This window comes from Maricaulis sp., assembly GCF_030149425.1.
Lineage (GTDB): Bacteria > Pseudomonadota > Alphaproteobacteria > Caulobacterales > Maricaulaceae > Maricaulis.
This window is the reverse complement of the sequence record NZ_JASBRQ010000051.1, coordinates 1-22,479: the sequence shown is the minus strand read 5'-3', so window position 1 is coordinate 22,479 and position 22,479 is coordinate 1. Positions and strand designations below refer to the sequence as shown.

Genomic DNA, 22,479 nt, shown 5'->3' with positions numbered 1-22,479 from the left:
AAAGCCCTCGGGCCGGCGGGATTGTGCTTTTCACTGCGGCGGTCCTGGCCGCGGGGGTGTTCGGCCTGTCCGCTTTGCGGGCAGAGGCGAATGGTGTCCAATCCGCACCGCCACCGCTGCCGGTAAGCGCCATCGAAGTCTCATACGATGAAAACGCGACAATAGATGAACAGTTTCCCGGTCTGGTTACAGCCCGTCGCGAAAGTGCGCTGGGGTTCGAGCGCGGTGGACGCATAGACGCTCTGCTGGTTGATGTCGGCGACCGGGTCGAAAGCGGCCAGGAACTGGCGCGCTTGGATACGCGGGCTTTGCGGGCCCAGGTCGCTGCAGCTGATGCCCAGACCGCCGAAGCCGCGGCCCAGACCGCTTTGGCGCGCGATACCGAAAACCGTCAGGAAACACTTCTGGCGCGCGGCCACATTTCGCCGCAGCGGTTTGATGAAGTCGTCACCTCCACACGCGCCGCTGAAGCGCGCCAGCGCGCGGCCGCCGCCGCTGCCGATGCGCTGCGGGTCCAGCTGGACCTGGCGGTAATGGAGGCGCCCTTCGACGGCGTGGTGACCGCGCGTTATGCCGATGAGGGCGCGATTGCCGCTCCGGGGCAGCCTATTTTGGACCTGGTGGAAGCCGGTGCGCTGGAGGTGCGTATCGGTCTGCCGGTTGAAGTGGGGCCCGTCTCGAGCCCATGACAGCTTACACTTTTCGCTCTGATATGGGGGCCTTTGAAGCCAGTCTGCGCGCCAGCACCGGTATCGTCGATCGTCAGACGCGGACCGTCACGGCAGTGTTTGATCTGGCGGAAAACAGCGGCGCGGTTGCGGGCCAGGTCGTGCGCCTGAGCGTACCGCTCAATGTCGATGCCCGGGGCTTCTGGGTTCCGGTCTCGGCGCTGGTCGAGAGCCGGCGCGGGCTTTGGTCGGTTTACGTCCTGCAGCCCGAAGGCGGTGATTACCGGCTCGAGGCGCGCGTGGTTGAGACCGTACGGGTGGAGACCGAGCGCGTTTTCGTTCGCGGTGCCGTGTCTGAGGGCGAGCTGATCCTCTCCGGCGGAATTGGGCGCGTGACGCCCGGCCAGCTTGTCGCATTCCGCGGCGGTCGCGGTCAGACCCAGGCCTCGGAGTAATCGCCATGCGCACGCTCTTCTATCGCTATCACCGCCTGACGGTCCTGGCTGTTATTCTACTGATTGCTGCCGGGCTGGGGGCGTTCTTCTCCCTTGGGCGTCAGGAAGATCCGACCCTGACGGAGCGATTTGGCACCATCGTCACCCCCTTCCCGGGGGCCTCGGCCGAGCGTGTGGAAGCGCTGATTACCGAACCCCTGGAGGACGCGATCAACGAACTGGCGGAGATTGACGAAACCTTCTCCACCTCGCGTTCGGGCATTTCCGTGGTCAGCCTGGCGATCCGCGAGGACCTCAATCCGACCGAGGTGGACCAGGCCTGGACCAAGATCCGTGAACAGGTCGACACCGTGCGGCCGGTGCTGCCGCAGGGTAGCGGGGCGCCGGATGTGCAGCGTCAGTATATCGGCGCAGCGACCCTGATTGTGGCGCTGACCTGGAGCGATAGCGGCGCGGAAAACGCGGCCATCCTGTCCCGTCTGGGCCGTGATCTGGAGCGCGATCTGCGCAATCTCAGTGGTACTGAAGAGACCGATATTTTCGGCGCCATCGAGGAAGAGATCCGCATCGAGGTGGAACCGGAAACGCTCGCGGCCCTGGGTCTGACGGTCAATGATATCGCGCGCCTGACCCGCGCCGCCGACGCCAAGACGCCGGCGGGCGAACTGCGCGGTGATCGCGTTGATCTGGGTGTTGAAATCAATGGCGAGTTTGATGGTGTCGACCGGATACGCGCTATTGCCCTGACCGAGGGGCGCAATGGCGAGTTTGTCCGTCTCGGCGATGTCGCCACGGTCGAAAAGGGCGAGCGCCTTCCAGCGGCGACGCTGGCGACGACGGCGGGTGAGCGCACGGTGCTTGTGGCTGCCTATCTGCAGCCGGACTTGCGGGCTGATCTGTGGGCGCAGGCCGCCGATGACGTTGTTGCCGAGTTTGCCGCCAGCGTGCCTGGCATCGATGTCGAAACGATTTTCCGCCAGGGCGATTATGTCGAGAGCCGGCTCAACGGGCTGGCCCGCAATCTGGGCTATTCCGCCCTGATCGTCTTTGGCGTGCTGTTCTTGATGATGGGCTGGCGCGCCGCCTTCATCGTCGGCTCGGCCCTGCCGCTGACCGTGCTCTCGGTCATGCTGATGATGCGCATTTATGACGAACCGCTGCACCAGATGTCGGTGACCGGCCTGGTCGTCGCCCTGGGGCTCCTGATCGACAATGCGATCGTCGTGGTCGAGGAATACCGGCTGCTGCGCTCCAAGGGCCAATCGCCGCTGGAGGCGCTCGACGGTGCTGTCCGCTTGCTGTTTGCACCGCTTCTGGCCTCGACCCTGACGACGGTATTCGCCTTCGCGCCGATCGCGCTGATGCCCGGAGCGGCGGGCGAGTTCATCTCCATGATCGGGATTTCGGTGATCTTCGCCATCACCGCGTCCTTCATCATTGCCATGACCGTTGTCGGCGCCTTTGCCGCCTGGTTCGACGATCCCAAGATCGATGGCGGGCCCCGCCGTTTCTGGCGCACCGGGCTCAATATCGCGCCCCTGGCCTGGATCTATCGCGGGATTCTCAAGGTGATCGTTGCGCGGCCCTGGATCGGCATCTTTGCGTCCGTGCTGTTGCCGATTGCCGGTTTCGTCGCTGTTTCCACCCTGCCGATGCAATTCTTCCCGCCGACCGACCGGGACATGTTCCAGGTCACGCTGGAATTGCCGACGACCGCCTCGATTGAAGAAACCCGGCGCCAGACCGAACGCGTCCGCGCGGTGATCGAGAGCTATGACGGTGTTGAACGCGTCACCTGGGTGGTCGGGGAGAGTGCGCCGCGGACCTATTACAATGTCGTCGGCAACCGCTCGGGCATCTCCAATTTCGCCTCCGGCTTCGTCCGCACCGCCTCCGCCCAGGATACGGCAAGGATCCTGCCGGATCTGCAACAGCGGGTGATGCAGGAATTTCCCGAGGCCCGTATCCTGACCCTGCCGTTCGAGCAGGGGCCGCCGATCCCGGCGCCGATCGAGCTGGTGGTTGTCGGCCCGGAGCTGGCGGAACTCGACCGGCTCGGCAATGAGCTGCGCGCCCTGCTCGCCCGCACGCCGACCGTGACCCACACCCTGGCCCAGCTGGAAATGGGTGAGCCGGTCGCGCGCGTCATGGCCGATGAAGCGGCAACCGAGCTGGCGGGCCTGCGCCTGACTGATCTGGCCGGGCAATTGCGCGGTGATCTCGATGGTGTCGTCGGCGGCAGCGTGCTGGAAGGCGTTGAGGAACTGCCCGTGCGCATCGTCTCCAGCGAGGCGCGCCGGACCAGTCTGACTGACGTCAGCGGGACCCCGCTGACAACGCGCGGCGGCGAGCTCCTGGCCAGTCCCGTAGCGGCCCTGGGGGAGATCGAACTGGCACCGCAAGTGGCCCAGATCCCGCACGAGAACGGACGCCGGATCAACCGCATCTACGCCTATCTCGACCCCTTCACCCTGCCGGCGACGGCTCTGGCGGCCTTCTTTGAAAGCCTCGACCAAGCCGGGCTGGAATTGCCGCCGGGCTATGAACTGCAGGTCGGTGGTGAGGCGGCCGAGCGCGGCGATGCGGTGGGCAATCTGCTCGGCACCGCGGTTCCGCTGGTCGTGCTGATGATCGGTTCGGTGGTGCTGGCGTTCAACAGTTTCCGCTATGCCGGGGTGATCCTGTTTGTTGCCTTCCTGTCGATCGGCCTGGCCATGTTCGGTGTCTGGCTGTTCGGCACCCCGCTTGGCTTTAATGCCATTGTCGGCGCCATGGGCCTGATGGGGCTGGCGATCAATGGCGCCATTGTCGTCCTGTCCGGACTGAAAGCCGACCCTGCAGCAGTGGCGCTGCAGGAGGGGGCGGTGGAACAGGGGGTGATGGATTCCACCCGCCACATCATCTCCACCACGCTGACGACGATTGGCGGTTTCGTCCCGCTTATCCTGGATGGCGACAGTTTCTGGCTGCCTTTTGCGGCGGCCATGGTGGGCGGTGTGTCCGGGTCGGCGGTGCTCGCCCTGATCCTCGCGCCTTCGGCCTTCGTGCTGCTGGCCCGGGGTGAGGAAAAGCGGCGACGCTTGGTCGAAGCGCTCAAGCGTCACGCCAAACCGAAGGACGACTTGATGCAGCCGGCCGAATAGGCTTAGGCGCGGTAGCAGAAAGCGAGGCCGCGCATGACGCAGAAGAGAGGGCCCTGGGCCCTGCACAGCCGGATCACCCGGTTCGAAAACCCCTGGCTGCGGCTTGATGATTTTGCCGTGACGCGGCCGGACGGCAAGCCGGGTGAATACGGCGTTGTGCATTTCAAGAACACGGCAATCGCTATCCTGCCGGTTTTTGACGACGGCACGACCGTGCTGGTTGGTCAGCATCGTTTTCCACATGACCGCTATAGCTGGGAAGTGCCGGAGGGTGGCGGCCGCCTTGAGGAAGACCCGCTGGAGGAAGCCAGGCGCGAGCTGGCCGAGGAGACCGGTCTGAGGGCCCGCCACTGGCAGGACATGTTGCGGATCGACCTGTCCAACTCGGTCAGCGATGAGAGCGCGATCGGGTTTATCGCCACCGGATTGAGCCAGGGCGAGCCGGACCCGGAGGGCACAGAGGAGCTGCGTATACGCCGCTTACATTTTTGTGATGCCGTTGATGATGCCGTTTCAGGCAAGATTAGCGATGCGCTGAGTGTGGCAATCCTGCTCAAGGCGCACTACATGGCGAGTAACGGTTTGCTGGACCAGGCCTTGTGTGCTGCCATGCTGAACCGCGGAAAATCAGGGGATTAGGGCCCCGGGGAAGGAAAACATCATGTCCGTGACCGAACCGCGCAAACCGATTGAAGTGCGTACCGGTGTGGATTCTGTCTGGGCCCGGCTGCGCGTTGAAGCCGCAGCGGCTTCGGCGGAAGAGCCGATCCTGGCCAGCTTTCTCAATGCCGCCATTCTCCGCCACGATAACTTTGCTGACGCGCTCGCCTATCGTCTGGCTGCCAAGCTGGCCGATGCGCAGCTTGATACCATGCTGGCCCATGATGTGGCGCTGGAGGCGATCGAGGGCGATCCGGAAATCGTCGAACAGGCCGCAGCCGACATGTTGGCTGTGGACGAACGCGATCCGGCGAGTGTCAGCCTGTTGCAGCCTTTCCTCTATTTCAAAGGGTTTCATTCGCTTCAGGCCTATCGCGTCGCCCACTGGCTTTGGAAAGAGGGCCGGCAAAATCTCGCTTTCCACCTGCAAAGCCGCATCAGCGAGCGCTTCGGCCTCGACATCCACCCGGCCGCGCGGATCGGCAAGGGCGTGATGATCGATCACGCGACCTCGGTCGTGATCGGTGAAACGGCGGTTGTCGGCGATGATTGTTCCTTGCTGCACGAGGTCACGCTGGGCGGAACCGGAGCCTCGCACGAAGACCGCCATCCCAAGGTTGGCCGCGGTGTACTGATCGGCGCCGGGGCAAAAGTGCTCGGCAATATCGAGATCGGCGACAATGCCCGCATCGCTGCGGGGTCGGTCGTGCTCAAGCCGGTCCCGGCTGGCTGTACCGTGGCTGGAGTTCCGGCGAAGATTGTCGGCGATTGCTGCCCTCAGCCGGCCCGTTCCATGGACCAGAATCTTCCCGATGGCGCCGGCTAGTGCTGGCGGCATTCGCGATATCAGGCCTGCGGGTGGACGGCGGGGTCTGAATTGGGGTTAGTTAGCGCCAACTCGAATCCCCTTCAGGAGACGCATTTTGGATAAGAATATGAACCCGGTTGAAGCCGCCAAGCTGCAGCAATTCCTGCGCGGCAAGCTCAACCCCGACCTTCAGGTCCAGCGCCGCAACCGCCCGGACGAATGCGCCGAAATCCATCTTGGCGATGAGTGCCTGGGCGTCGTGTCCAAGATCATCGATGAGGGCGAAACGTCCTATTCCTTCGAGATCACCATTCTGGACATCGACCTGGAAGAACTTGGCTGATCCAGCCACGCCGATCCTTGAGCTGCAAGCCGTAGCCAAGACCTATGCGGGAGGCGTTGAAGCCGTTCGCGGGGTCGATCTGTCGCTGGCTCCGGGCGAATTGCTCGCGCTGACCGGCGAGTCCGGTTGCGGCAAGACGACCGTACTGAAAATGATCAACCGCCTGGAGCAAGCTTCGGGCGGTTCGATTGTATTCAGGGGCAGGGATATTGCCGGTGTCGACCCGGTGCAGCTGCGCCGGCAGATCGGCTGGGTAATGCAAGGCGATGGTTTGTTTCCGCATTTCACCGTGCGCGAGAACATCGCCATCCTGCCCAAGCTGCTGGGTTGGGACCCGGCGCGCTGCGAATTGCGTGTGCGCGAAATGATGAAGCTGGTTCAGCTCGATGTGGAGGAATTCGGCGAGCGCTATCCGCATGCCCTGTCCGGCGGGCAGCGTCAGCGTGTCGGCTTCGCCCGGGCACTGGCTGGAAATCCGGGCCTGGTTCTGATGGACGAGGCCTTCAGCGCCCTTGATCCGATAACGCGGGATGCTTTGCAGCAGGATTTCAAACGCCTCCAGGCCGAGCTCGGCTTTTCTGCGGTTATGGTCACGCATGACATGGCCGAGGCCCTGATCATGGCGGACCGGATCGCCGTGATGCGCAATGGGGAGATCGTCCAGCAGGGCACGCCGGCTGAATTGCTGCGGGCACCTGCGCAAGACTATGTGGCGCAATTGCTGGAGACGCCGCGGCGCCAGATGCGCGCCATTGCGGAGCTGGACGCATGAACGCCAATCTCGCCGAGCGCTTTGCCGAACTGCCCGACCTGTTGTCCGGTCATGTGCTTCTTTCCGTGGCCGCACTGGTTGTGGGCATGGCGATCAGCCTGCCACTGGGCATTTTCGCCGCGCCGCGGCGTCACCTGGCCAATTCGGTGCTCAATATTGCCAGCGTCATCCAGACCATTCCCGGCCTGGCCCTGCTGGCGCTGATGGTACCGCTATTGGGCGGTACGATCGGCTATGCCCCGGCCTTCATGGCCTTGATGCTGTATTCCATCCTGCCGATCCTGCGGAATACAATCGTTGGGCTGCAGGGCGTGGATCGCGGGGTCATCGAGGCCGCGCGCGGCCTGGGGCTGACGGACCGGGAACGGCTCTGGCAGGTCGAGTTGCCGCTAGCCTTGCCGGTTATCGTCGCGGGTTTGCGAACGGCCACGGTCTGGGTGGTCGGCGCGGCCACCCTGGCGACCCCGGTGGGGGCGCCGAGCCTGGGAAACTACATCTTCGCCGGTCTGCAGACCCGGAACTGGCTGTCGGTGATCTTTGGCTGCCTGTTTGCGGCCGGTCTCGCCATCCTGCTCGACCAGCTGATCCGGCTGATGGAGATGGCAGCGCGGGAGCGCCAGAAAGGACTGGCGATCCGCGTCGGTAGCGCGCTGATGATCGTCTTGATGGCCGCGACCCTGCCACGCTTCATCGAGCTGCCGAGCCCTGCGCCTGCACAGGTTCTGGCTGAGGGCGAGGCGCCGGCCCGGCTGCGCGCGCAAGAGGGCGCGTTGCAGGGAGCACGTGTCCGAATCGGAGCCAAGGCCTTTTCCGAACAGTATATTCTGGCCGATCTGATCGAAACCGTTCTGGAAGGCGAGGGCGCCGATGTGGAGCGCCGCGATAATCTCGGTTCCACCATTGTGTTTGATGCCCTGCGCACAAACGAGATTGATATCTCGATCGATTACACCGGTACGATCTGGGCCACGATCATGAACCGGCCCGAACCGATTGATCGCTATGCCATGTTCGCGGAAATGTCGGGTTGGCTCTATGAGCAGCATGGCATTGTTACCCTGGGCCGGCTGGGTTTCGAGAATGCCTATGGCTTTGCCATGCGGGCCGATCTGGCCGGGGAGTTGGGAGCCCGGACATTGGGCGATCTGGCGGCGCATGCGCACGATCTTGAAGTCGGTGGCGATGCTGAGGTTTTCACCCGGTCAGAATGGATCTCGACCCGCGATGCCTATGGCCTTGGCGCCGTATCCACGCGGGCCATGGATGCGACCTTCATGTATGACGCCGTGCGCGATGGCCAGGTCGATCTGATCAGCGCCTATACGACGGATGGCCGTATCCCGGCTTACGATCTTGTCGTCCTTGATGATCCGCTTGGGGTGCTGCCGCCTTATGATGCGGTGATCCTGCTGTCACCGGAAGCTGCGGCGCGGGCCGGGCTTGCTGACGCACTCGCCCCTCTTGTCGGCGCCATCGACAGTACCGATATGCGCGAAGCGAACCGGCTTGTTGATCTGGAACGGCAAACACCGTCCCAGGCCGTGCGCTGGCTGTTGAGTGAAATCGGATTGGACGAGGAATGAGCGGCTATTTCGCCCGCGGGCGCTTGCAGGATGAAGAGTGGCTGATGCGCGCCTGTGAAGTGCTCAATCGCGATTGGCCTTCCTATATGGCGCCGATCACGGCCGATACGGTCCTCAACGCGGTCTATACCCAGCAACAGGCCGAGTTTGAGGAATTGCTCAAACAGGTCGATCCGGAAGAGGATATTGATCCCACCGTGTTTCCGGCCATTGCCTATTTCAACGCCGGCGATGGCTGGCCCATGGATCTGATCTTCTCCGGTCTGGCAGCGGTTCTGGTCTGGCTGTTCGTGCCGGATTATCTCGGCATTACGCGATTGGCTCTGACCAGCATACTGGCCCTGTATGTGGTCATGCAGGTGGTGAAGTCCCGCCGTACGGCGGAGGAAGCCCGTTTCCGCATGCGCAATCTCGGTCTGGAAACCACGACCAAGCATCCGCTGACCCTGCGCCATCTGGTGCGCTTCCGGCGCAAGCCGGTGACGGTGCACTAGCTCTCGAGCCAATCCATAGCCGCCTTGCGTGTCCGGAAGACCCGGAACAGGTCGAGTTCTCCCGCTTCCGGCATCAGCTCCCAGAGTTGGCCGATCGGCGCTGTGAGCTCTGATTCGAAAACCCAGGCATTTTTGTTGGGCGGACCGGCAATCTCGGCCGTCTCCTCCAGCAGCTGGACGAATCTATTCTGGAACAGATCGAGGGTCAGCTCGCTGACATCGCTGCCCGCTTCCACGACAATCAGGCGGACCACATCCGGGCCCCATTCCGGCGAATGGATCATTTCCATATAGTTCTGGACGATCTCGTCGGCCGTGACCTTGCCGTTGAAATGCGCTTCAAAACGGCGCGCCCGGGCGTCGAATGTACGGGTGTACGGCATTCGTCCCTCCCATCTGAAGGCAATATCCCGCTGGCGGCTTGCGGGGTCAATGTTTCAAAGTGAAACAAAACGGTGCGCGCCGGGGCACGCACCGTTGAGAAGGCTATGAAATCGCTAGTCTCAAAGCACGGTCAGCATGGTCGCGACCAGCGGGTGGCGGACGATATCCTTGGCTTCGAGGCGGCAGACGGAGATGTTCTCCAGGTCTTCCATCTTGTTGGCGATCTCGGCCAGGCCGGACATTTCCGGCAGGAGGTCGGACTGGGCCGGATCGCCGGTGATGACCATGGTTGAATTCCAGCCGAGGCGGGTCAGCAGCATTTTCAGCTGCACATAGGTGCAGTTCTGCGCCTCGTCGACGACCACGAAGGCATTGTTCAGCGTGCGGCCGCGCATATAGCCGATCGGCGCGATCTCGATGACGCCTTCCGCCATCATCGCCTTGAGTTTTTTCGGTGACAGACGGTCGGCGAGGGCGTCGTAGAGCGGGCGCAGATAGGGCGCCAGCTTTTCCTCCATCGCACCGGGTAGGAAGCCGATCGATTCGCCGGCCTCGACAGCAGGCCGGGAGAGCACGATGCGGCTGACTTCACCTTTCTCCAGCGCCTCCACCCCTTTGGCGACGGCGAGATAGGTCTTGCCCGTGCCGGCCGGACCGAGCGCCAGGATCAGATTCTGGAGATCGATCGCCTTCATCAGCTTTTCCTGGCCGGGCGAGCGGGGTTTGACCTTCTTGATGAAGCGCTGATCGCGCATGGGTTCCTTATCGTCGGGCGACCAATGTGTGCCCGGGAAAAGAGCCTGCACCTTGTCCTCTTCGGACTTGTAGTGACCGGAATTGAATTCACCGGCTTTCAGACGACGTTTGACGGACCGTTTACCCATGACTGGAACCTCCACACATGAAAAACCCCTCGGCGACAGGCAGAGGGGCGACAACGCGTTGCGATAAGGGTGAGTCGGAGAACTCCGGCAGCTGCTCAGGCTGATGGCCGGAACCGGGTGGCGGACTTGGATGCAGACAACTCATGTGACTGCAAAGCCTCCTGCTGGAGTTTCCGAAGCGACCCGGAAGCGAACTTCCGAATCGTGTGTACAGTGTCAGTGTAGCGTGATGAAGAAGATCTAAACGCGCGCGTCTTGGATATTTCACAAAATTTTGGGGGCGGACATCGATGGCGATTTATGCACTGGGCGATTCGGAGCCGAAACTGCCGGAGGACGGCGCCTATTGGGTGGCGCCGGATGCGCGCGTCATCGGCATGGTCGAGCTCAAGCGCAATGCCAGTATCTGGTATGGCTGTGTTGTCCGCGGTGATACCGACTGGATCGAGATCGGCGAGGACAGCAATGTGCAGGATCTCTCGGTCCTGCACACCGATCACGGCATCCGGCTGAAAATCGGCAAGGGTGTCACGGTGGGTCATCAGGCCATGCTGCATGGCTGTGAGGTCGGCGATTATTCCCTGATCGGCATTGGTGCGCGCATTCTCAACAATGCCAAGATTGGTAAGAACTGCATCATCGGTGCCCACGCGCTGATTCCCGAAGGCAAGGAAATCCCCGACAACTCGCTCGTTGTCGGCGCGCCGGGCAAGGTCATCCGCACGCTGGACGAAGGCACAGCCGAGCTGCTCAAGGCCTCGGCCGATCACTATGTCGAGAATTCAAAACGGCACAAAACCGATTTGCGCCTGATCGAGGCCTAGCCGGCACGGCCCCAGAGATCGCGGATATTCTGATCCGCATCGCTGCCCAGGTTGAACCAGGCGGCGCGATCATGGGAGGCGTCGATGATCAGGAGCTTGTCCTGGCGGTCGAGCACATGGCTGAGCTCATTGCGCAGCACGGCCGCCGTGGTCGGGCCGCGCAGCAACCAGACGCCGCCGGTGACCGATTCGACATCGCCATAGGCGGAAAGCGCGTTGCGGAACTCACCCGCCTTGTCCGAGGTGATCTCGCCGACAATGACGAAGTTGGCAGGCCGCGCACCCGGGGTGACGCGTTTTTCCACCTGGGTGCCGCCATCATCTTCGCTGAACCAGTCGCTGAAGGCGTCCAGGCTTGAAGCGGCAGCGAATTCGCCCTCACGCTCTTCGCTCACAAGCGAATGCGCAGCAATCCGACCCTCACCAACGAAGGCACGCATCTGGGCGGGCGTATAGGGGCCATAGACTTGGCCTTCGACCTTTACAAACCAGGACATAGCGATTCCGTCATCGCGGGGCATGACACTCTCTCTCGCACTTGCACTCGTACTCTCTAGGGCATGGATGCGGCAAGAATCGGGCCGCACCCCAACCATACTCATCATGAGCGACTAAAACGTGATGTAGGGCGATCTAGGCCGCTTCGCTGTCATTCGTCTGCGCTTCAGGCGGATCGAACACGACTGCAAAGCCATTGTCCAGAATGCGCGCCACACGTCCTGACATCTCTCCGACACGAACCGGCTCGTCCACACGCGGGCGCTCCAGGCACTCAAAGGCCGCACCGGTGACCGAGACATCGATGACATTGGCAGCGATCACGACACCGTCGCTCAGTCGGATACGTGCCCGGCCACGGCCCGGCTTGCGCGGGGCATGCCGGTCTTCGTCCAGGCCGAGCCGTTCCTTGTTGAAGCGCCAGGTGATGGCGTCGGCCAGCTTGTCCCGTTTCCGGTCAGTGGCGCGGAAAGCCATGGAGAAATCGTCTTCGCCGGCGCGCACGACATCGCCTTCGAGGCGGCCGATGCCATTGACCAGAAGGACGATACGATCGCCCTGTGCGGGCTTCAGGCGGGACAGGATGCGGGCTCCGCCCGGCGAAATATCGACCAGGCGGCAGGCATGCTCGCCATGTTCTTCTGACCAGAAACGCCCGTGCAGGCGCAGGGAAACACGCGCATGTCGGCGCCGCTCCTGCGAGCCGCGGGCGGCAATCTTGATTTTCCGGCGGTCAAGACGTCCCGGTTCGTCGGTCATGGCCATTTCTCCGTTCCAGCCCGGGACGCTAGAGCAGAGGGGTTAAGAACCCTTTGCAGCTAGTGATCATTCGCGATGTGTAGTTGCACATCGCCCGTGTGCCGCCGCGAGACAGGCAGGAGATGACCGGGCACAGCCGGCGGTCGGATCTCGCGCAAGGTGGTCCGCACGACGGGGCGGCCGCGGAAAGGCTCGGTATCATCGAGCGGCTGGAACAGGCCGAGAATCCGGTCGACCACACCCTCCGGTCCGCGCAGCGGGAAGACGGAGATCTCGACCGGGAGCTGATGCATGTCCATCGAGCTGGCCCGGGCCACCATGGAGGCCGGCGAGGCGCCGGACAGCGATGATTCCAGGATAGCCTGGACATGCACCGCATCATGGCCGCGCCAGAGGCTGAGGAAATTCTGGTCGCGGAATTCGCGTTGATAGAGATCGCAAAGCTGCGTTCCGGCCAGTCGGAAGACATGATGCGCCGGATCAATACGGCGCAATATGAAGACATGGCCGAGCAGATCGGAGATGTCCTGCGGCGCGATATCCTCGCGCTGCGGCGCCGCGCTGCCCAGACGCAAAGTCTGCCAATAGGTGTGAAGGGCTCGTGATTGCGCGTGGCGCATGCCGCTCTCCGGTCGTCTGAGGGCCGCACAATGCCGCCCCTGTCCGACGCGCCGTGCTTCAAGAACGGGGCCATACGCCTCAAAAGCGACCTGTGACAGCAGGGCTCTCCGGCCAAGCGAGCAGGCTTCTCACAAACCGGCCCACGGTTTGCTATGAGGGTGGGGAGAGCAAAGGAGCACGGCCATGCGCGTATCAGCCCGGCACGCTTTATTGATGATCGCCACCTCTGTGATGGCGCTATCTGCAGCCCCGGCCAGTGCCGGAGGCCCGCCGCATGATGGCGGTGGTCATGGCGGCGGTCACGGCTGCTGCACCCATGGTGGCGGCCATACGGTCAACGTCCCGCACGTCAATATCCATGGCGGCAATATCAATGTCGGCGTGAATATCCAGTCGCGGGTCAATGTAACGGCCAATGTGAACGCCAATGTCAGCGCAGTCGCCAATGCCAATGCGTCCGCCAATGCGGGCGCCGGGTCGGCGGCTGGTGCCGGTTCGATCACCTTCATCAATGGCGGCAGCTATTATGCGCCGTCGACCGCTCCGGCGCCGACGGCCATTACCGGCCTGCGCGTGGTCGAGCGCGAATATGAAGAGGAATACGAGCGCGTCGAGATTATCGAGGAATGGCGCATGATGCGCGCCGTCTGCCTGGATGATCGTGGCAATCCGCACCCGGCTTCGCAGGTCGATCCGGATGAAGAGATCTCCGCGGTCTATGATGGCGAGGTCTATCGCTGCATGGCCGGCACGACGTTGCAGGTCACGGTGGGCTGGCGTCATGACGGCCAGGCCTGGTGGGATGAGGCCGACACGATCATGTGCCGCCGCGGCGAAGCGCTCTGGCACAGCCCGGGCGGCGAGCTGCGCTGTGCGACCCAGACACCGCAGCGCAATTGCAATGAACGCTCGCTCCTGCGCCGCTACGGCCCCGGCGAGAAACTCTTCTATACGCGCCGTACCGAAGTCGTCACCGAATACGAGCGTGTCGCCGAGCGCGAGAGCCTCAACATGACCCTGATGCTCGACGGCGGCGTCGGCGGCTATCGCTGATTTACCCAATCCATCCATGCCATCGGCATGACTTTGCCCCGGCTGAGTTTCAGCCGGGGCTTTTTTTGTGTTTGCGAGCCTAACCCGCCATCCCGAGATAGATCAGGGTCAGCCCGATCGTATTGCTCAGCCCGTGCGACAGGATGAGCGGCCAGAGATTGCGGTTGAAGGCGAGGTATAAAAGGCCGGAGACGGCGGCGATGGCCCCTGTGGCGACCCAGCCTGAGACGCCCTGGTAGTAAAGGTGCTGATGGCCGAACAGGACGGCCTGGCACATCACGGCGAGAATGGCGGCTACGGGCAGGCCGGAAAACACGGTTTCGAAGCGTTCGAACAGGGCGCCGCGAAACAACATTTCCTCGACAAACCCGCCGATCACCCAGGCAATGGCGAGCCAGAACAGGAAGGCGGGCAGATTGCCGGGTACGGCATCAAAGCGTCCGGTAAAGCGCGCATCGATCGCCTGCACGCTCTCGCTCGGCGGACCGATCAGGCTGGTCGCGAGCCCGTCGGCGAGAATGCCGACGCCCATGGTGACGACAAGAGCGATGAGGGTCCAAACGGCGGTCCAAAAAATACTCTTCGGCCGGCCCATGCCGAGATCGGCCCAGCCTTTGCTGCGGCGGCGCAGGCTCCAGCTGGCCAGGGTGAGGGCCGCGACAAGCGATATCGGTCCCGCCAGGCTCCACAGCGCCTCATGATCGAGCAGCGCCGCTTTCAACAGCAGCAAGGCGCCGATGATCACAGTGAGATCGAAGAGCGCCGAGGCGCGGCGAAAGATGTCGGAAGCGATGGCCGTCATGGGAGATCCGGTCTGGTGACTATGGTTTCCATGTCTAGACCGGACGGCGGGTGGATTATTGAATGATTGTGCGGAGGGCAGAGTGTGCCATTTAGTGGCGCGCTACCCCCCTAAGAATACGTGAGAAATGGGTACGTATCGCGTTTATCTGGAGCCTATTTTTGCGGCCCCAAAACCAGGTGAGGAGCCGGCTAATCATCATCACCGCCCCCATGAACAAGGAAAACCCGAGGGCGCCACGAACAAAATTATCTGCCACCCGCTCGATATCTCTCGTCAACAGCAACCAAATGAGATGAAAGGCTACAAACGCACACATCCACAACACGTAGATTTTCAGCACCCCCTTTAATTTTGTCCGCCTGATCATAGGGCACAGCTCGCATACATCGCGTCGCACAATCCCTAAAAACTCGGGTACAGGTCCCCTTTGGTGCCCCTCTATTCCGCCAAAACACGTGAGAAATGGGAACGGAAAAATCGGGCCGTGGACCCACCTACTCGTCAGAGCTCAACGCGCGAAACTCTCCAGCAAACCATCACACGAGGAGTGTCTGCCGCGCGGGATTTCTTCACTCACAGCCTCGTAAACGATTGTGACAGCTGCCTGGATATCGGCCGCCTCGATACCGGCGGCTAGGGGAATTTCGTCAGATCCGTGCAAAATACGGCAGAAGTCCCGGTAGGCAAAAGGGGCTACAACGTATTCGTCCTCGTCCAAGTGAGCCATCTCTAGGACTTTTAAGTTCAAGTGCAATATGAGTGGGGCTAGCTGGTCGTGATCCAATTCATGGCTGATTGAATTGTAGTGGTCACTCAAAAAGCGGATATCGGTGATCAAGGAAGTTAATCGCATTGAAGCGCGATTTTCCCGTTCAGCTTCGGATGCTGAAAGAACAACTAAAAATGCGGATACAAGTGCTTTCAGCATCATCACGTCACCAAATTTGAAGCTGCGCGGTCATATAGAGCACAAGGTAGCTGGTGGTCGGAGTTCATCAGCGACCCGTACCAATTTCCCAGTCCTATTTCCATACCTCGATGCATTATACGCGCACTGATTGTGCCGCATGCGGAGTTTGATACACGCTCAACCGGGGACACATATTGTCTCATGGGGCGGCATTCCGGTGAAGCCTGTGCCAGCCCCATCCAACACAACTAACCCCGGCTGTTGCCAGCCGGGGTCTGTTTGCGCGTCGAGACTGTTGTGGGCCAGCGCCGCGCGCGAACCTCTGTCCCGTCGTCGCCCTAGTTCGGGCCGTACGGGTTGGTGGTCTGGAAGGTGGCCGAATTGCCGATAGCCGTTGCCGTGCCGGAGATATTCTGGCCGGTGGTCATCTGGCCGGTGACGACGGAGGATACATTGGCACCATTGACCTGGTTCATATCGCCATAAGAGGTCACCGGGCATTCCGAACAGATATAGCTGGTGGCCGCATTGCCGAAGGCGGTGGCCGACATCATCACACTGCCGCCCGCATCGCCGGCGAAGTTGGCGCGTGCATTGACGGCGCCGGTATTGTTCTGATCAAGGCCCATGAAGGCATCGGCGCCCAGATTGGAGATGACCGCCGAATTGCCGACGCCTTCGGCCGACACCGTCAGCAGGTCCGCATCGAAGTTTCCGACCAGGATCTCCGAATCGGCCGTGACCGTGCCGGAATTGGTCTGGCCGCCCTGCAGGTGGGCATAGCCATCCTCATTCTGGATACGCACGGCATTGCCATTGGCCGAAGCCATGGCCTGACTGGAGATCGCCGTACCGCCCGCATCCATGCGCACGCGGCCGGTGACATTGCCGCGATTGGTCTGGTCGACATCGACGATTTGCGAGGCGCCCGTATAGCCCTCGACCAGGACGCTATTGCCATTGGCCGCGCCAACCGCTGCGGCGGCATAGCCCAGGCCCGCATCCGGCGCGAGCACGTAGCTGTCGGCGCTCACCTCTGCGCCGCTGTCCTGGCGCAGGTTGAGATTGGTGGCGCCGCCATAGGCGACAGACTCATAGGCATTGGCGCTGGCCGTCGCCGTGGTCACAGTAGAAATCGAATAGCTGCCGACATTGAGCTGGGCGTTTGACGTCACGCTGGCACCATCCGCCGCGCTCTGGTCCGATACCAGATCCATATCCGCATCGGTCAGCACCGATGCGGTGTTGCCGAAGGCGGTTGAGGTCGTCAGGGCGACGCCGTCAGTGATCCGTGCCGTCGTAGTCGCCGAGGTGTCGACCGAGCCCGAGAAAACCTGGCTCGACTGCACGTCGTGCGGCGTGACCACGTCAACAGTCAGCGCATTGGCAATGCCGATCGCGGTCGCCGTGGCGCTGTCGGCCTGGTCGGTTTCGGTGGTGACGATCGCATTGATCGCCGCATCAAGATTGACCTGGCCGTTCAGGATCTCAGTTGTATCGTCCGCGAAGGTAGCTGCGGACATTGTCATCACGACGCTCGTGGCCGTTGCTAACAGTCTGGCGCGCTTGAACATTCGAGGTCTCCCCGGAGCCATAGGCTGCATGATGGGTGGCGATTCCGCCGGTAGAATTGGTCGATCCGCCGATCGGATCGGAATAGTGACAGGCCGCAGCCGGATCGACGCCATAGAGCTGCGAGGAAATCTCCAGCACGGCGCGTTCGATCACCGAGCGCACAGCCAGCTGGACCGGCTCGAGCGAGCGGCCGCCGGCGGAAATGTCGATCACGGCCTCATCCCAGAAAGCGAAGATGCCGGCGCTGATCTCACGGCCGATGATCTGCTTCTGGTAGGAGATCACATCGACCGTCTCCATCGAGCGCGTGTCATTGAGGCGCAGGTCGAGGCCGATATTCATCACCCAGGCGCGGCGGTTGAACAGGCCCGTCGGATCGCTGTCGATGCGATCGCCGGCCAAAACGTCCACGCCATTGGAGCGGATGTTGTAGTTCAGCTCGGTGATGCCGCCGACCAGGTGATAGTCCGAGCCTGGCAAGGAGGCGGCATAGATCTGGCGCTGATTGCCGTCCTCATCGCCGATCAGCGAGTTGTTGGCATAGCGCAGTTCCAGCTCGGACACCGAGGTGTCGAAACGCTCGACCAGGCGCACACCGGCCTTGGCAAACGCCGAGATCGCCATCAGCGAGGCGCCCTGAGTCAGCGCCGCGCCGCCTTCCAGCGAGGCCCGGCCGGTATAGTCGGACAGGCGGCCCACAGCGATGCGCGGCGATTGCAGATTATTGGCCCGGGCGTAATTGGCCAGGCAGACCAGCGCCTCGGAATAGGGCGTCGGGTTGGCGACAACCGGCGCACCGCCGATCGGCTGGGCGTAAAGCCCGTCGCTGCCGCCGGTCGAGTTGGTAGTGGCGCAGCCGGTCAGGGCCAGCGCACTCGCTAGGGCGGAGATGAGAAGCTTAGTCGGGGTCATTGGCACTACTCACATATCCATTCGCATCGGCATTGGCGTTGATATCGCCATTATTGATCTGGTTGGAATTCACGATGACCGTGTTGTACTGGCCGGAGACATTGACGTTCAGCTGGTTGCCGATCGCCGCTGCGGACGAGCCGACACCACCGCCAAACAGGCCGGTCTGGCTGGACACGCCAACACCGGTCTGGATGATGCCGTCAATGATGACCCGGTTTCCCGCCTGCGAGCGCGCTGCGGCACCGGCGGCTGCGCCGGCACTGGAGCGAGCGCCCGACCAGGGCTGGGTCGTCTGGCCCGGAGCCACGCCATAGGGCTGTTCCCAGGCGCCCGACGTCTGTACGTTTTGCGCGTCAGCGCCGACATCAATGGCAACAGCGAGGGTTGCAGCAGCGGCGATGTAAAGAACGGCTTTGGGCATGGCCTTGTGTCCATCTTGGTCAAATCGTATGGGGAAAGGTGCAACGCGCGTGCCAGACGGGAGTGCCCGAAATCACGTTCTCTCGTTAGGGGAATCGCGTTGCTGCGGAGATTTCGGTCCGGGTTGGACCAATTTGGGAGCGTTTTCAGCCGATGAGTGTGCCGGAGCGGGACGATGAGCGCCATGAGCCGCCGGGCGGCGGTTCGCGCCAGCCGATATTCAACAACATCCCGCTGGGCGTGCTGATTGTCGCCGTCCCGATTATCGTGGTCGCCCTGCTTCCCTTTATCGCTCCAGAGCTGGAACGCTTGATCTTCGCGGCCTCCGTGGTCGTGGTTCCCGGGCCCGGTCAGATAGCGCCGCAACAGCCGCTGGGGCCGTGGGCCCCTTATCTGCTGCACGTGCTGATACATTTCGGCGTTCTGCACATCGCCATGAACCTGACCATCCTAGTCAGCGCCGGACGGGCCGTCGCCGCCGGTTTCGGTACCGACAGCCGGGGCACGCTGGGCTTTTTGGTCTTCTTCGCCCTGTGTTCGATTGCCGGGGCGGCCACCCAGGTCGCGCTCAGCGGCAATGAGGCGGCAACCATGGGCGGAGCTTCAACCGGCGTGTCCGGCGTTCTCGCCGCGGCCGGCTGGGTGATGGGCGGATATCGCGGCATGCTGCGCCTGGCCGTGCCCTGGATCGGGCTCAACCTGGTCTTCGGCATTATCGGTATCGGTTTTCCGATCCCGATCGGCTGGGTCGCCCATATCGGCGGCACACTGGCCGGCGCGGTGCTGTTCCCGTTACTACAGCCGGTGTTTTCCAGCCGCTAGCGCCTACCAGAGCCGCTCGAAACTGCGCTCGCCATTGATCTCGAGCCCTTTGATCAGGGCATCGCCATTGTCCTGAACGGACAGGATCAGTCGAGGGGATTGGCTGGCATCGCGCAAAATCCCGTCCAGTTCCTGCGCCGTTGTCCGCGAGGCGTAGTAACGCGAGAGATTATAATTGACGTAGATCCAGACATGATCGCGTTCGACACGGACGCGTTCCGTCCGGCCGGTCTCCGGGTCGACCTGATTGGTCCATTCGAAAGGCTCTCCGGTCGTGCCGGTGACATAGCCGCGGATCACAACGCCTTCAGGCGGGCGGTTCCGGTGCAGCGCGTTGGCCGTCCACACACCGTCCGCATCTGCTGCGATGCTGACATAGATCACGTCGCCCGATACGAACTCGTCCTCGCCATCCATTTGCAGCGCATCGAGCCGGGCCAGGCTGATCTCGATGCGGCTGTAATAGCCCAGGAGCGGATCGCGCGGATCGTATCCCTCAACGGCGATCGTGACTTCTGTGCCTGAGGCGCGCTTGGCGGCGTGGGTGGTCAGCATGAGGGTGAGAAAGCCGGTCATCACGGCGGCGATCAGGCCGAGGCGCAGGGTGAAGCTCATGACGCGTCCTCCTTGCTGGAGGGAAGCAGCGTGCTGCGCCATCGCATCAGGGCAAAGCTCAGCCCGAACAATAAGAGTCCAGCGCCCAGGAAGAAGACCGAGGCCGTCAGCAGGCCTTCAAACGTCTCCCAGTAGACATAGAAGGTCTGCATGGCGAAGCCGATAATCCCCATTGTCCCGGTGGCGCGGAAACCGTCGCGTGAGCCGATCAGAATCAAGGCCACGCAAAGCGCATAGAAGGCAGCGCCGATCAGCAGCCGCGCGGCAAAAATGGTCTCCGGCGAGGTGATGTGACCGATCAGCGGTAGGATAAGCGCGGCCAGGGCGGCTGCCGTCAGGCTGGCGCTCATTGCCATGCGGCGCTGCGGCGTGCCCGGTTGCAGGAAGGACAGCACGGCAACGGCCAGCACTGCCGGGCCGCCGGCCAGCCAATAGGCAGGGGAGATCGCCAGCTCGTCCTCATCCATGCCGTAAAGGCGGACTTCGTTCTCGATATTCCCCAGAGGCCATTGCACGATGGCTCCTCCGATCACGGCAGCCAGGCCAAGCCAGGCCGAGATCACGCCGAAACCCGGCACGCCGCGATTGCGCCATTGCGCCGCGAGAAGGGCGAGGGCGCCATAGAGCAGCGGGTGCAGGGCTATGATCTCGACATCGAAGGCGGTGAATGCGCCAAGCTCGCGCCAGATCGCATTCGATATCCAAAACAGCAGAGCCAGGCCGAGCAGGTTGGCGGAGACACGCGATTGCAGCCGCGCGGCCGCAGCCATCATCAGCGTCCAGACCACGAGATAGCTCCACATGATATTGGGCGCTGCCGGGTTGAGGATCTCCAGCCAGACCCAGAGGGCGCCCAGGACGGTCGCGACTATCAAAACCGGCCGCGACGGAATGATCACGGCCGTCGCCAAGGCTCCGAAAGACCAGATCAGGACGGCGGTATTGCGGAAGGAGGACATATTAAAGGTCTGCGCCGTCAGGGCGATGGCGGCGCCGAATAGGAGCGCGCCGAGCAAGGCCAAGGCGTGGCCCAGCGTGGGGGCATCCCGGTCAAAGGCCCGGCCTGCCCCCAGAAGGGCGGCCCAGATCGCCGCGACCAGAAAGATAAAGGCCAGGAGTTTGGGCATGGCGTCCCAATTGGCGGCGACAAAACTGATGGCCGACATCGCCAGCAGGACGGCGCCGAGGATCGACAGGGCGCCAGCGGCGTTCCAGGCGTGGCCGGATGTGGCGATATCGCCGAGGATATCGTCTTTGTAGCGTGCCTCGACCCAACCGGCTTTTATCCAGCGGTCGAGATCCTTGCGAATCCGAGATTGATAACTCACGGGGCTCCCCTTCGCGCCATGGTCCCAGTATCCCGGCCGAAGGTTGGCGCAGCGCGCGGCAGGTGTCCACGTAAGAGTGATTCACATCCAGGCCTCTGGCCGGCCCGGTGCCCGCTTCGTCAATGCGCATACTCGTGGTATGGTGCAACCGGACTTGCCGGAAGGAGTGGCTCATGCGTGTAGAAGCCATCTTGCAACAGAAGGGCAGTGCCGTCGTCACCATCGAGGACACCGCCACACTGGTGGAGGCTGCCGAAGCGCTCGACAGTCATAATATCGGCGCGCTTGTCGTTATCGACGCCCAGGCGCGTCCGGTGGCGGTCATGACGGAACGCGATATTGTCCGCGAACTGGCCGTCAATGGAGCGGCTTCCCTGCAGCGCAGTGTCGCCAATGCGATGACACCGGTCTTCATCACCGCGACTCGTGATGAAACCGTCGAAAGCGTGATGATGCGGATGACGGGACGGCGCGTCAGGCATCTGCCTGTATTGGAGGACGGTCAGCTCGTTGGAATCGTTTCCATCGGTGATGTGGTCAAGGCCAAGATCGCCGATGCCGAGGCGCAGACCGCGGCCATGCGAGATTATATCCTGTCCTGATATTGAGCTGCAGGACGTAATCATAAGGCAGGGCAGGGGACTTGCCGCCATTGGTGACAAAAACCTGAGAGAAATGCTGCAGCGGGGGTTGCGCCGATCCGGCCATCCTGTAGAAGAGCGCTCCCGACGGCGCGGTGCGCAGCTTTTTGCTTGCGGAGCGAAGCCGTTTCCTTATTATGCGAGGTCTTGCGTTTTTTCGTACCTAGGGCCGGTGAGTCGAGATTGAAGCACCGGGTTCAGGAAGTTTTGTTGCCGTTTCGGCGGTCTCATAACGAACTGCACATTCTCTGAAAAAACGCGATTGACTTCAAAAACGGCGCGGCCTAAACACCGCGCTCCTTGCCGCGGCGACCCAGGCGGGTTCAAGCGGTTCGGGCCCTGGCGCTTCGGTGCTGACGGTCCGGCTCTTTGACATTGTTGGTTATGGAAAGAGAAACGCAGGCGGCGGCGTTCTGCGGTGGGTCAGACCACCACTTGAACACCGATCGCTGAAGCGTTCTCTTATACGACGATTGATTTCGGTCTGATTTATCAGGCC

The 22,479-nt window shown here is 62.3% G+C and carries 25 protein-coding genes; 13 read left to right on the top strand and 12 right to left on the bottom strand.

Annotated elements, in window-relative coordinates:
- Nucleotides 1–23: 23 nt before the first annotated feature.
- The 9 genes from Q1V57_RS07820 to Q1V57_RS07780 all read left to right on the top strand — a co-directional run bounded on the left by Q1V57_RS07820 (nt 24) and on the right by Q1V57_RS07780 (nt 8,926).
- Complete coding sequence (locus Q1V57_RS07820) at nt 24–689, top strand: efflux RND transporter periplasmic adaptor subunit (protein WP_300529378.1); 666 nt, start codon at nt 24–26, stop codon at nt 687–689.
- Nucleotides 686–1,123: a hypothetical protein gene (locus Q1V57_RS07815; RefSeq protein WP_300529377.1), complete on the top strand. Its 438-nt coding sequence runs from the start codon at nt 686–688 to the stop codon at nt 1,121–1,123. The genes Q1V57_RS07820 and Q1V57_RS07815 overlap by 4 nt, the downstream gene beginning before the upstream one ends.
- A 5-nt stretch (nt 1,124–1,128) precedes the next feature.
- The gene (locus Q1V57_RS07810; RefSeq protein ID WP_300529375.1) at nt 1,129–4,266 is read left to right on the top strand and encodes an efflux RND transporter permease subunit; all 3,138 of its coding nucleotides are present in this window, start codon (nt 1,129–1,131) and stop codon (nt 4,264–4,266) included.
- A 33-nt stretch (nt 4,267–4,299) separates the two neighbouring features.
- Entirely contained in the window at nt 4,300–4,905 is a 606-nt protein-coding gene (locus tag Q1V57_RS07805; RefSeq protein ID WP_300529373.1) for an NUDIX hydrolase, read from the top strand.
- 22 nt (nt 4,906–4,927) lie between these two features.
- A complete protein-coding gene (gene cysE / locus Q1V57_RS07800; RefSeq protein ID WP_300529371.1) occupies nt 4,928–5,752 on the top strand; it encodes a serine O-acetyltransferase in 825 nt (274 codons plus the stop codon).
- Nucleotides 5,753–5,849: 97 nt separating this feature from the next.
- Nucleotides 5,850–6,077, top strand: coding sequence for a DUF3126 family protein (locus tag Q1V57_RS07795; protein WP_300529369.1), 228 nt, complete (start codon nt 5,850–5,852; stop codon nt 6,075–6,077).
- Complete coding sequence (locus Q1V57_RS07790) at nt 6,070–6,849, top strand: ATP-binding cassette domain-containing protein (protein ID WP_300529367.1); 780 nt, start codon at nt 6,070–6,072, stop codon at nt 6,847–6,849. The genes Q1V57_RS07795 and Q1V57_RS07790 overlap by 8 nt, the downstream gene beginning before the upstream one ends.
- The gene (locus Q1V57_RS07785) at nt 6,846–8,432 is read left to right on the top strand and encodes an ABC transporter permease/substrate-binding protein (protein WP_300529365.1); all 1,587 of its coding nucleotides are present in this window, start codon (nt 6,846–6,848) and stop codon (nt 8,430–8,432) included. The genes Q1V57_RS07790 and Q1V57_RS07785 overlap by 4 nt, the downstream gene beginning before the upstream one ends.
- Complete coding sequence (locus tag Q1V57_RS07780; protein WP_300529363.1) at nt 8,429–8,926, top strand: hypothetical protein; 498 nt, start codon at nt 8,429–8,431, stop codon at nt 8,924–8,926. The genes Q1V57_RS07785 and Q1V57_RS07780 overlap by 4 nt, the downstream gene beginning before the upstream one ends.
- Here the strand turns inward: Q1V57_RS07780 and Q1V57_RS07775 are convergent.
- Both Q1V57_RS07775 and Q1V57_RS07770 read right to left on the bottom strand, forming a co-directional pair.
- Nucleotides 8,923–9,309 (bottom strand): hypothetical protein, encoded by a 387-nt coding sequence (locus Q1V57_RS07775; RefSeq protein ID WP_300529361.1) that lies wholly within the window; start codon nt 9,307–9,309, stop codon nt 8,923–8,925. The genes Q1V57_RS07780 and Q1V57_RS07775 overlap by 4 nt on opposite strands.
- A gap of 120 nt (nt 9,310–9,429) precedes the next feature.
- Nucleotides 9,430–10,194, bottom strand: coding sequence for a PhoH family protein (locus Q1V57_RS07770; protein ID WP_300529359.1), 765 nt, complete (start codon nt 10,192–10,194; stop codon nt 9,430–9,432).
- A gap of 290 nt (nt 10,195–10,484) precedes the next feature.
- Between Q1V57_RS07770 and Q1V57_RS07765 the strand changes: the two genes are divergently transcribed.
- Nucleotides 10,485–11,018 (top strand): gamma carbonic anhydrase family protein, encoded by a 534-nt coding sequence (locus Q1V57_RS07765; RefSeq protein ID WP_300529357.1) that lies wholly within the window; start codon nt 10,485–10,487, stop codon nt 11,016–11,018.
- Here Q1V57_RS07765 and Q1V57_RS07760 read toward each other — a convergent pair.
- The 3 genes from Q1V57_RS07760 to Q1V57_RS07750 all read right to left on the bottom strand — a co-directional run bounded on the left by Q1V57_RS07760 (nt 11,015) and on the right by Q1V57_RS07750 (nt 12,895).
- A complete protein-coding gene (locus Q1V57_RS07760) occupies nt 11,015–11,515 on the bottom strand; it encodes a DUF4339 domain-containing protein (RefSeq protein ID WP_300529355.1) in 501 nt (166 codons plus the stop codon). The genes Q1V57_RS07765 and Q1V57_RS07760 overlap by 4 nt on opposite strands.
- Before the next feature lie 136 nt (nt 11,516–11,651).
- Nucleotides 11,652–12,275, bottom strand: coding sequence for a PilZ domain-containing protein (locus Q1V57_RS07755; protein WP_300529353.1), 624 nt, complete (start codon nt 12,273–12,275; stop codon nt 11,652–11,654).
- 59 nt (nt 12,276–12,334) lie between these two features.
- A complete protein-coding gene (locus Q1V57_RS07750) occupies nt 12,335–12,895 on the bottom strand; it encodes a PAS domain-containing protein (protein WP_300529351.1) in 561 nt (186 codons plus the stop codon).
- Between the two features lie 184 nt (nt 12,896–13,079).
- Here Q1V57_RS07750 and Q1V57_RS07745 point away from each other — a divergent pair, with 184 nt between their 5' ends.
- Complete coding sequence (locus Q1V57_RS07745) at nt 13,080–13,949, top strand: hypothetical protein (RefSeq protein WP_300529349.1); 870 nt, start codon at nt 13,080–13,082, stop codon at nt 13,947–13,949.
- A 79-nt stretch (nt 13,950–14,028) separates the two neighbouring features.
- Here the strand turns inward: Q1V57_RS07745 and Q1V57_RS07740 are convergent, their stop codons facing one another.
- From Q1V57_RS07740 to hfaA, 5 genes are all read right to left on the bottom strand, one after another.
- Nucleotides 14,029–14,751, bottom strand: coding sequence for a CPBP family intramembrane glutamic endopeptidase (locus Q1V57_RS07740; protein ID WP_300529347.1), 723 nt, complete (start codon nt 14,749–14,751; stop codon nt 14,029–14,031).
- Nucleotides 14,752–15,262: 511 nt separating this feature from the next.
- Nucleotides 15,263–15,685, bottom strand: coding sequence for a hypothetical protein (locus Q1V57_RS07735; protein ID WP_300529345.1), 423 nt, complete (start codon nt 15,683–15,685; stop codon nt 15,263–15,265).
- Between the two features lie 317 nt (nt 15,686–16,002).
- Nucleotides 16,003–17,187: a holdfast anchor protein HfaD gene (gene hfaD / locus Q1V57_RS07730; RefSeq protein ID WP_300529343.1), complete on the bottom strand. Its 1,185-nt coding sequence runs from the start codon at nt 17,185–17,187 to the stop codon at nt 16,003–16,005.
- A complete protein-coding gene (gene hfaB, locus Q1V57_RS07725; RefSeq protein ID WP_300529341.1) occupies nt 17,153–18,151 on the bottom strand; it encodes a holdfast anchoring protein HfaB in 999 nt (332 codons plus the stop codon). Before hfaB ends, hfaD begins: the two co-directional genes overlap by 35 nt.
- Entirely contained in the window at nt 18,138–18,575 is a 438-nt protein-coding gene (hfaA, locus tag Q1V57_RS07720; RefSeq protein WP_300529339.1) for a holdfast anchoring protein HfaA, read from the bottom strand. Before hfaA ends, hfaB begins: the two co-directional genes overlap by 14 nt.
- A gap of 152 nt (nt 18,576–18,727) precedes the next feature.
- Between hfaA and Q1V57_RS07715 the strand changes: the two genes are divergently transcribed.
- A complete protein-coding gene (locus tag Q1V57_RS07715) occupies nt 18,728–19,396 on the top strand; it encodes a rhomboid family intramembrane serine protease (RefSeq protein WP_300529338.1) in 669 nt (222 codons plus the stop codon).
- A 3-nt stretch (nt 19,397–19,399) separates the two neighbouring features.
- On the opposite strand, the gene Q1V57_RS07710 is transcribed toward Q1V57_RS07715, so the two are convergent.
- On the bottom strand, nt 19,400–20,011 hold the full coding sequence (locus Q1V57_RS07710) for a GDYXXLXY domain-containing protein (RefSeq protein WP_300529336.1): 612 nt from the start codon (nt 20,009–20,011) through the stop codon (nt 19,400–19,402).
- Complete coding sequence (locus Q1V57_RS07705; RefSeq protein WP_300529334.1) at nt 20,008–21,339, bottom strand: DUF2157 domain-containing protein; 1,332 nt, start codon at nt 21,337–21,339, stop codon at nt 20,008–20,010. The genes Q1V57_RS07710 and Q1V57_RS07705 overlap by 4 nt, the downstream gene beginning before the upstream one ends.
- Before the next feature lie 173 nt (nt 21,340–21,512).
- Here Q1V57_RS07705 and Q1V57_RS07700 point away from each other — a divergent pair, with 173 nt between their 5' ends.
- Nucleotides 21,513–21,941 (top strand): CBS domain-containing protein, encoded by a 429-nt coding sequence (locus tag Q1V57_RS07700; protein WP_300529333.1) that lies wholly within the window; start codon nt 21,513–21,515, stop codon nt 21,939–21,941.
- Nucleotides 21,942–22,479 lie beyond the last annotated feature (538 nt).

What these genes read in the sequence shown, in the direction of transcription:
- Q1V57_RS07780 (WP_300529363.1), top strand. Translation starts at nt 8,429, where the DNA reads ATGAGCGGCTATTTCGCCCGCGGGCGCTTGCAGGATGAAGAGTGGCTG.
- Q1V57_RS07765 (WP_300529357.1), top strand. Translation starts at nt 10,485, where the DNA reads ATGGCGATTTATGCACTGGGCGATTCGGAGCCGAAACTGCCGGAGGAC.
- hfaA (WP_300529339.1), bottom strand. Translation starts at nt 18,575, where the DNA reads ATGCCCAAAGCCGTTCTTTACATCGCCGCTGCTGCAACCCTCGCTGTT.
- Q1V57_RS07710 (WP_300529336.1), bottom strand. Translation starts at nt 20,011, where the DNA reads ATGAGCTTCACCCTGCGCCTCGGCCTGATCGCCGCCGTGATGACCGGC.
- Q1V57_RS07715 (WP_300529338.1), top strand. Translation starts at nt 18,728, where the DNA reads ATGAGTGTGCCGGAGCGGGACGATGAGCGCCATGAGCCGCCGGGCGGC.
- Q1V57_RS07775 (WP_300529361.1), bottom strand. Translation starts at nt 9,309, where the DNA reads ATGCCGTACACCCGTACATTCGACGCCCGGGCGCGCCGTTTTGAAGCG.
- Q1V57_RS07785 (WP_300529365.1), top strand. Translation starts at nt 6,846, where the DNA reads ATGAACGCCAATCTCGCCGAGCGCTTTGCCGAACTGCCCGACCTGTTG.
- Q1V57_RS07735 (WP_300529345.1), bottom strand. Translation starts at nt 15,685, where the DNA reads ATGATGCTGAAAGCACTTGTATCCGCATTTTTAGTTGTTCTTTCAGCA.
- hfaB (WP_300529341.1), bottom strand. Translation starts at nt 18,151, where the DNA reads ATGACCCCGACTAAGCTTCTCATCTCCGCCCTAGCGAGTGCGCTGGCC.
- Q1V57_RS07700 (WP_300529333.1), top strand. Translation starts at nt 21,513, where the DNA reads ATGCGTGTAGAAGCCATCTTGCAACAGAAGGGCAGTGCCGTCGTCACC.
- Q1V57_RS07770 (WP_300529359.1), bottom strand. Translation starts at nt 10,194, where the DNA reads ATGGGTAAACGGTCCGTCAAACGTCGTCTGAAAGCCGGTGAATTCAAT.
- Q1V57_RS07805 (WP_300529373.1), top strand. Translation starts at nt 4,300, where the DNA reads ATGACGCAGAAGAGAGGGCCCTGGGCCCTGCACAGCCGGATCACCCGG.
- Q1V57_RS07810 (WP_300529375.1), top strand. Translation starts at nt 1,129, where the DNA reads ATGCGCACGCTCTTCTATCGCTATCACCGCCTGACGGTCCTGGCTGTT.
- Q1V57_RS07750 (WP_300529351.1), bottom strand. Translation starts at nt 12,895, where the DNA reads ATGCGCCACGCGCAATCACGAGCCCTTCACACCTATTGGCAGACTTTG.
- hfaD (WP_300529343.1), bottom strand. Translation starts at nt 17,187, where the DNA reads ATGTCCGCAGCTACCTTCGCGGACGATACAACTGAGATCCTGAACGGC.
- Q1V57_RS07745 (WP_300529349.1), top strand. Translation starts at nt 13,080, where the DNA reads ATGCGCGTATCAGCCCGGCACGCTTTATTGATGATCGCCACCTCTGTG.
- cysE (WP_300529371.1), top strand. Translation starts at nt 4,928, where the DNA reads ATGTCCGTGACCGAACCGCGCAAACCGATTGAAGTGCGTACCGGTGTG.
- Q1V57_RS07755 (WP_300529353.1), bottom strand. Translation starts at nt 12,275, where the DNA reads ATGACCGACGAACCGGGACGTCTTGACCGCCGGAAAATCAAGATTGCC.
- Q1V57_RS07760 (WP_300529355.1), bottom strand. Translation starts at nt 11,515, where the DNA reads ATGTCCTGGTTTGTAAAGGTCGAAGGCCAAGTCTATGGCCCCTATACG.
- Q1V57_RS07815 (WP_300529377.1), top strand. Translation starts at nt 686, where the DNA reads ATGACAGCTTACACTTTTCGCTCTGATATGGGGGCCTTTGAAGCCAGT.
- Q1V57_RS07740 (WP_300529347.1), bottom strand. Translation starts at nt 14,751, where the DNA reads ATGACGGCCATCGCTTCCGACATCTTTCGCCGCGCCTCGGCGCTCTTC.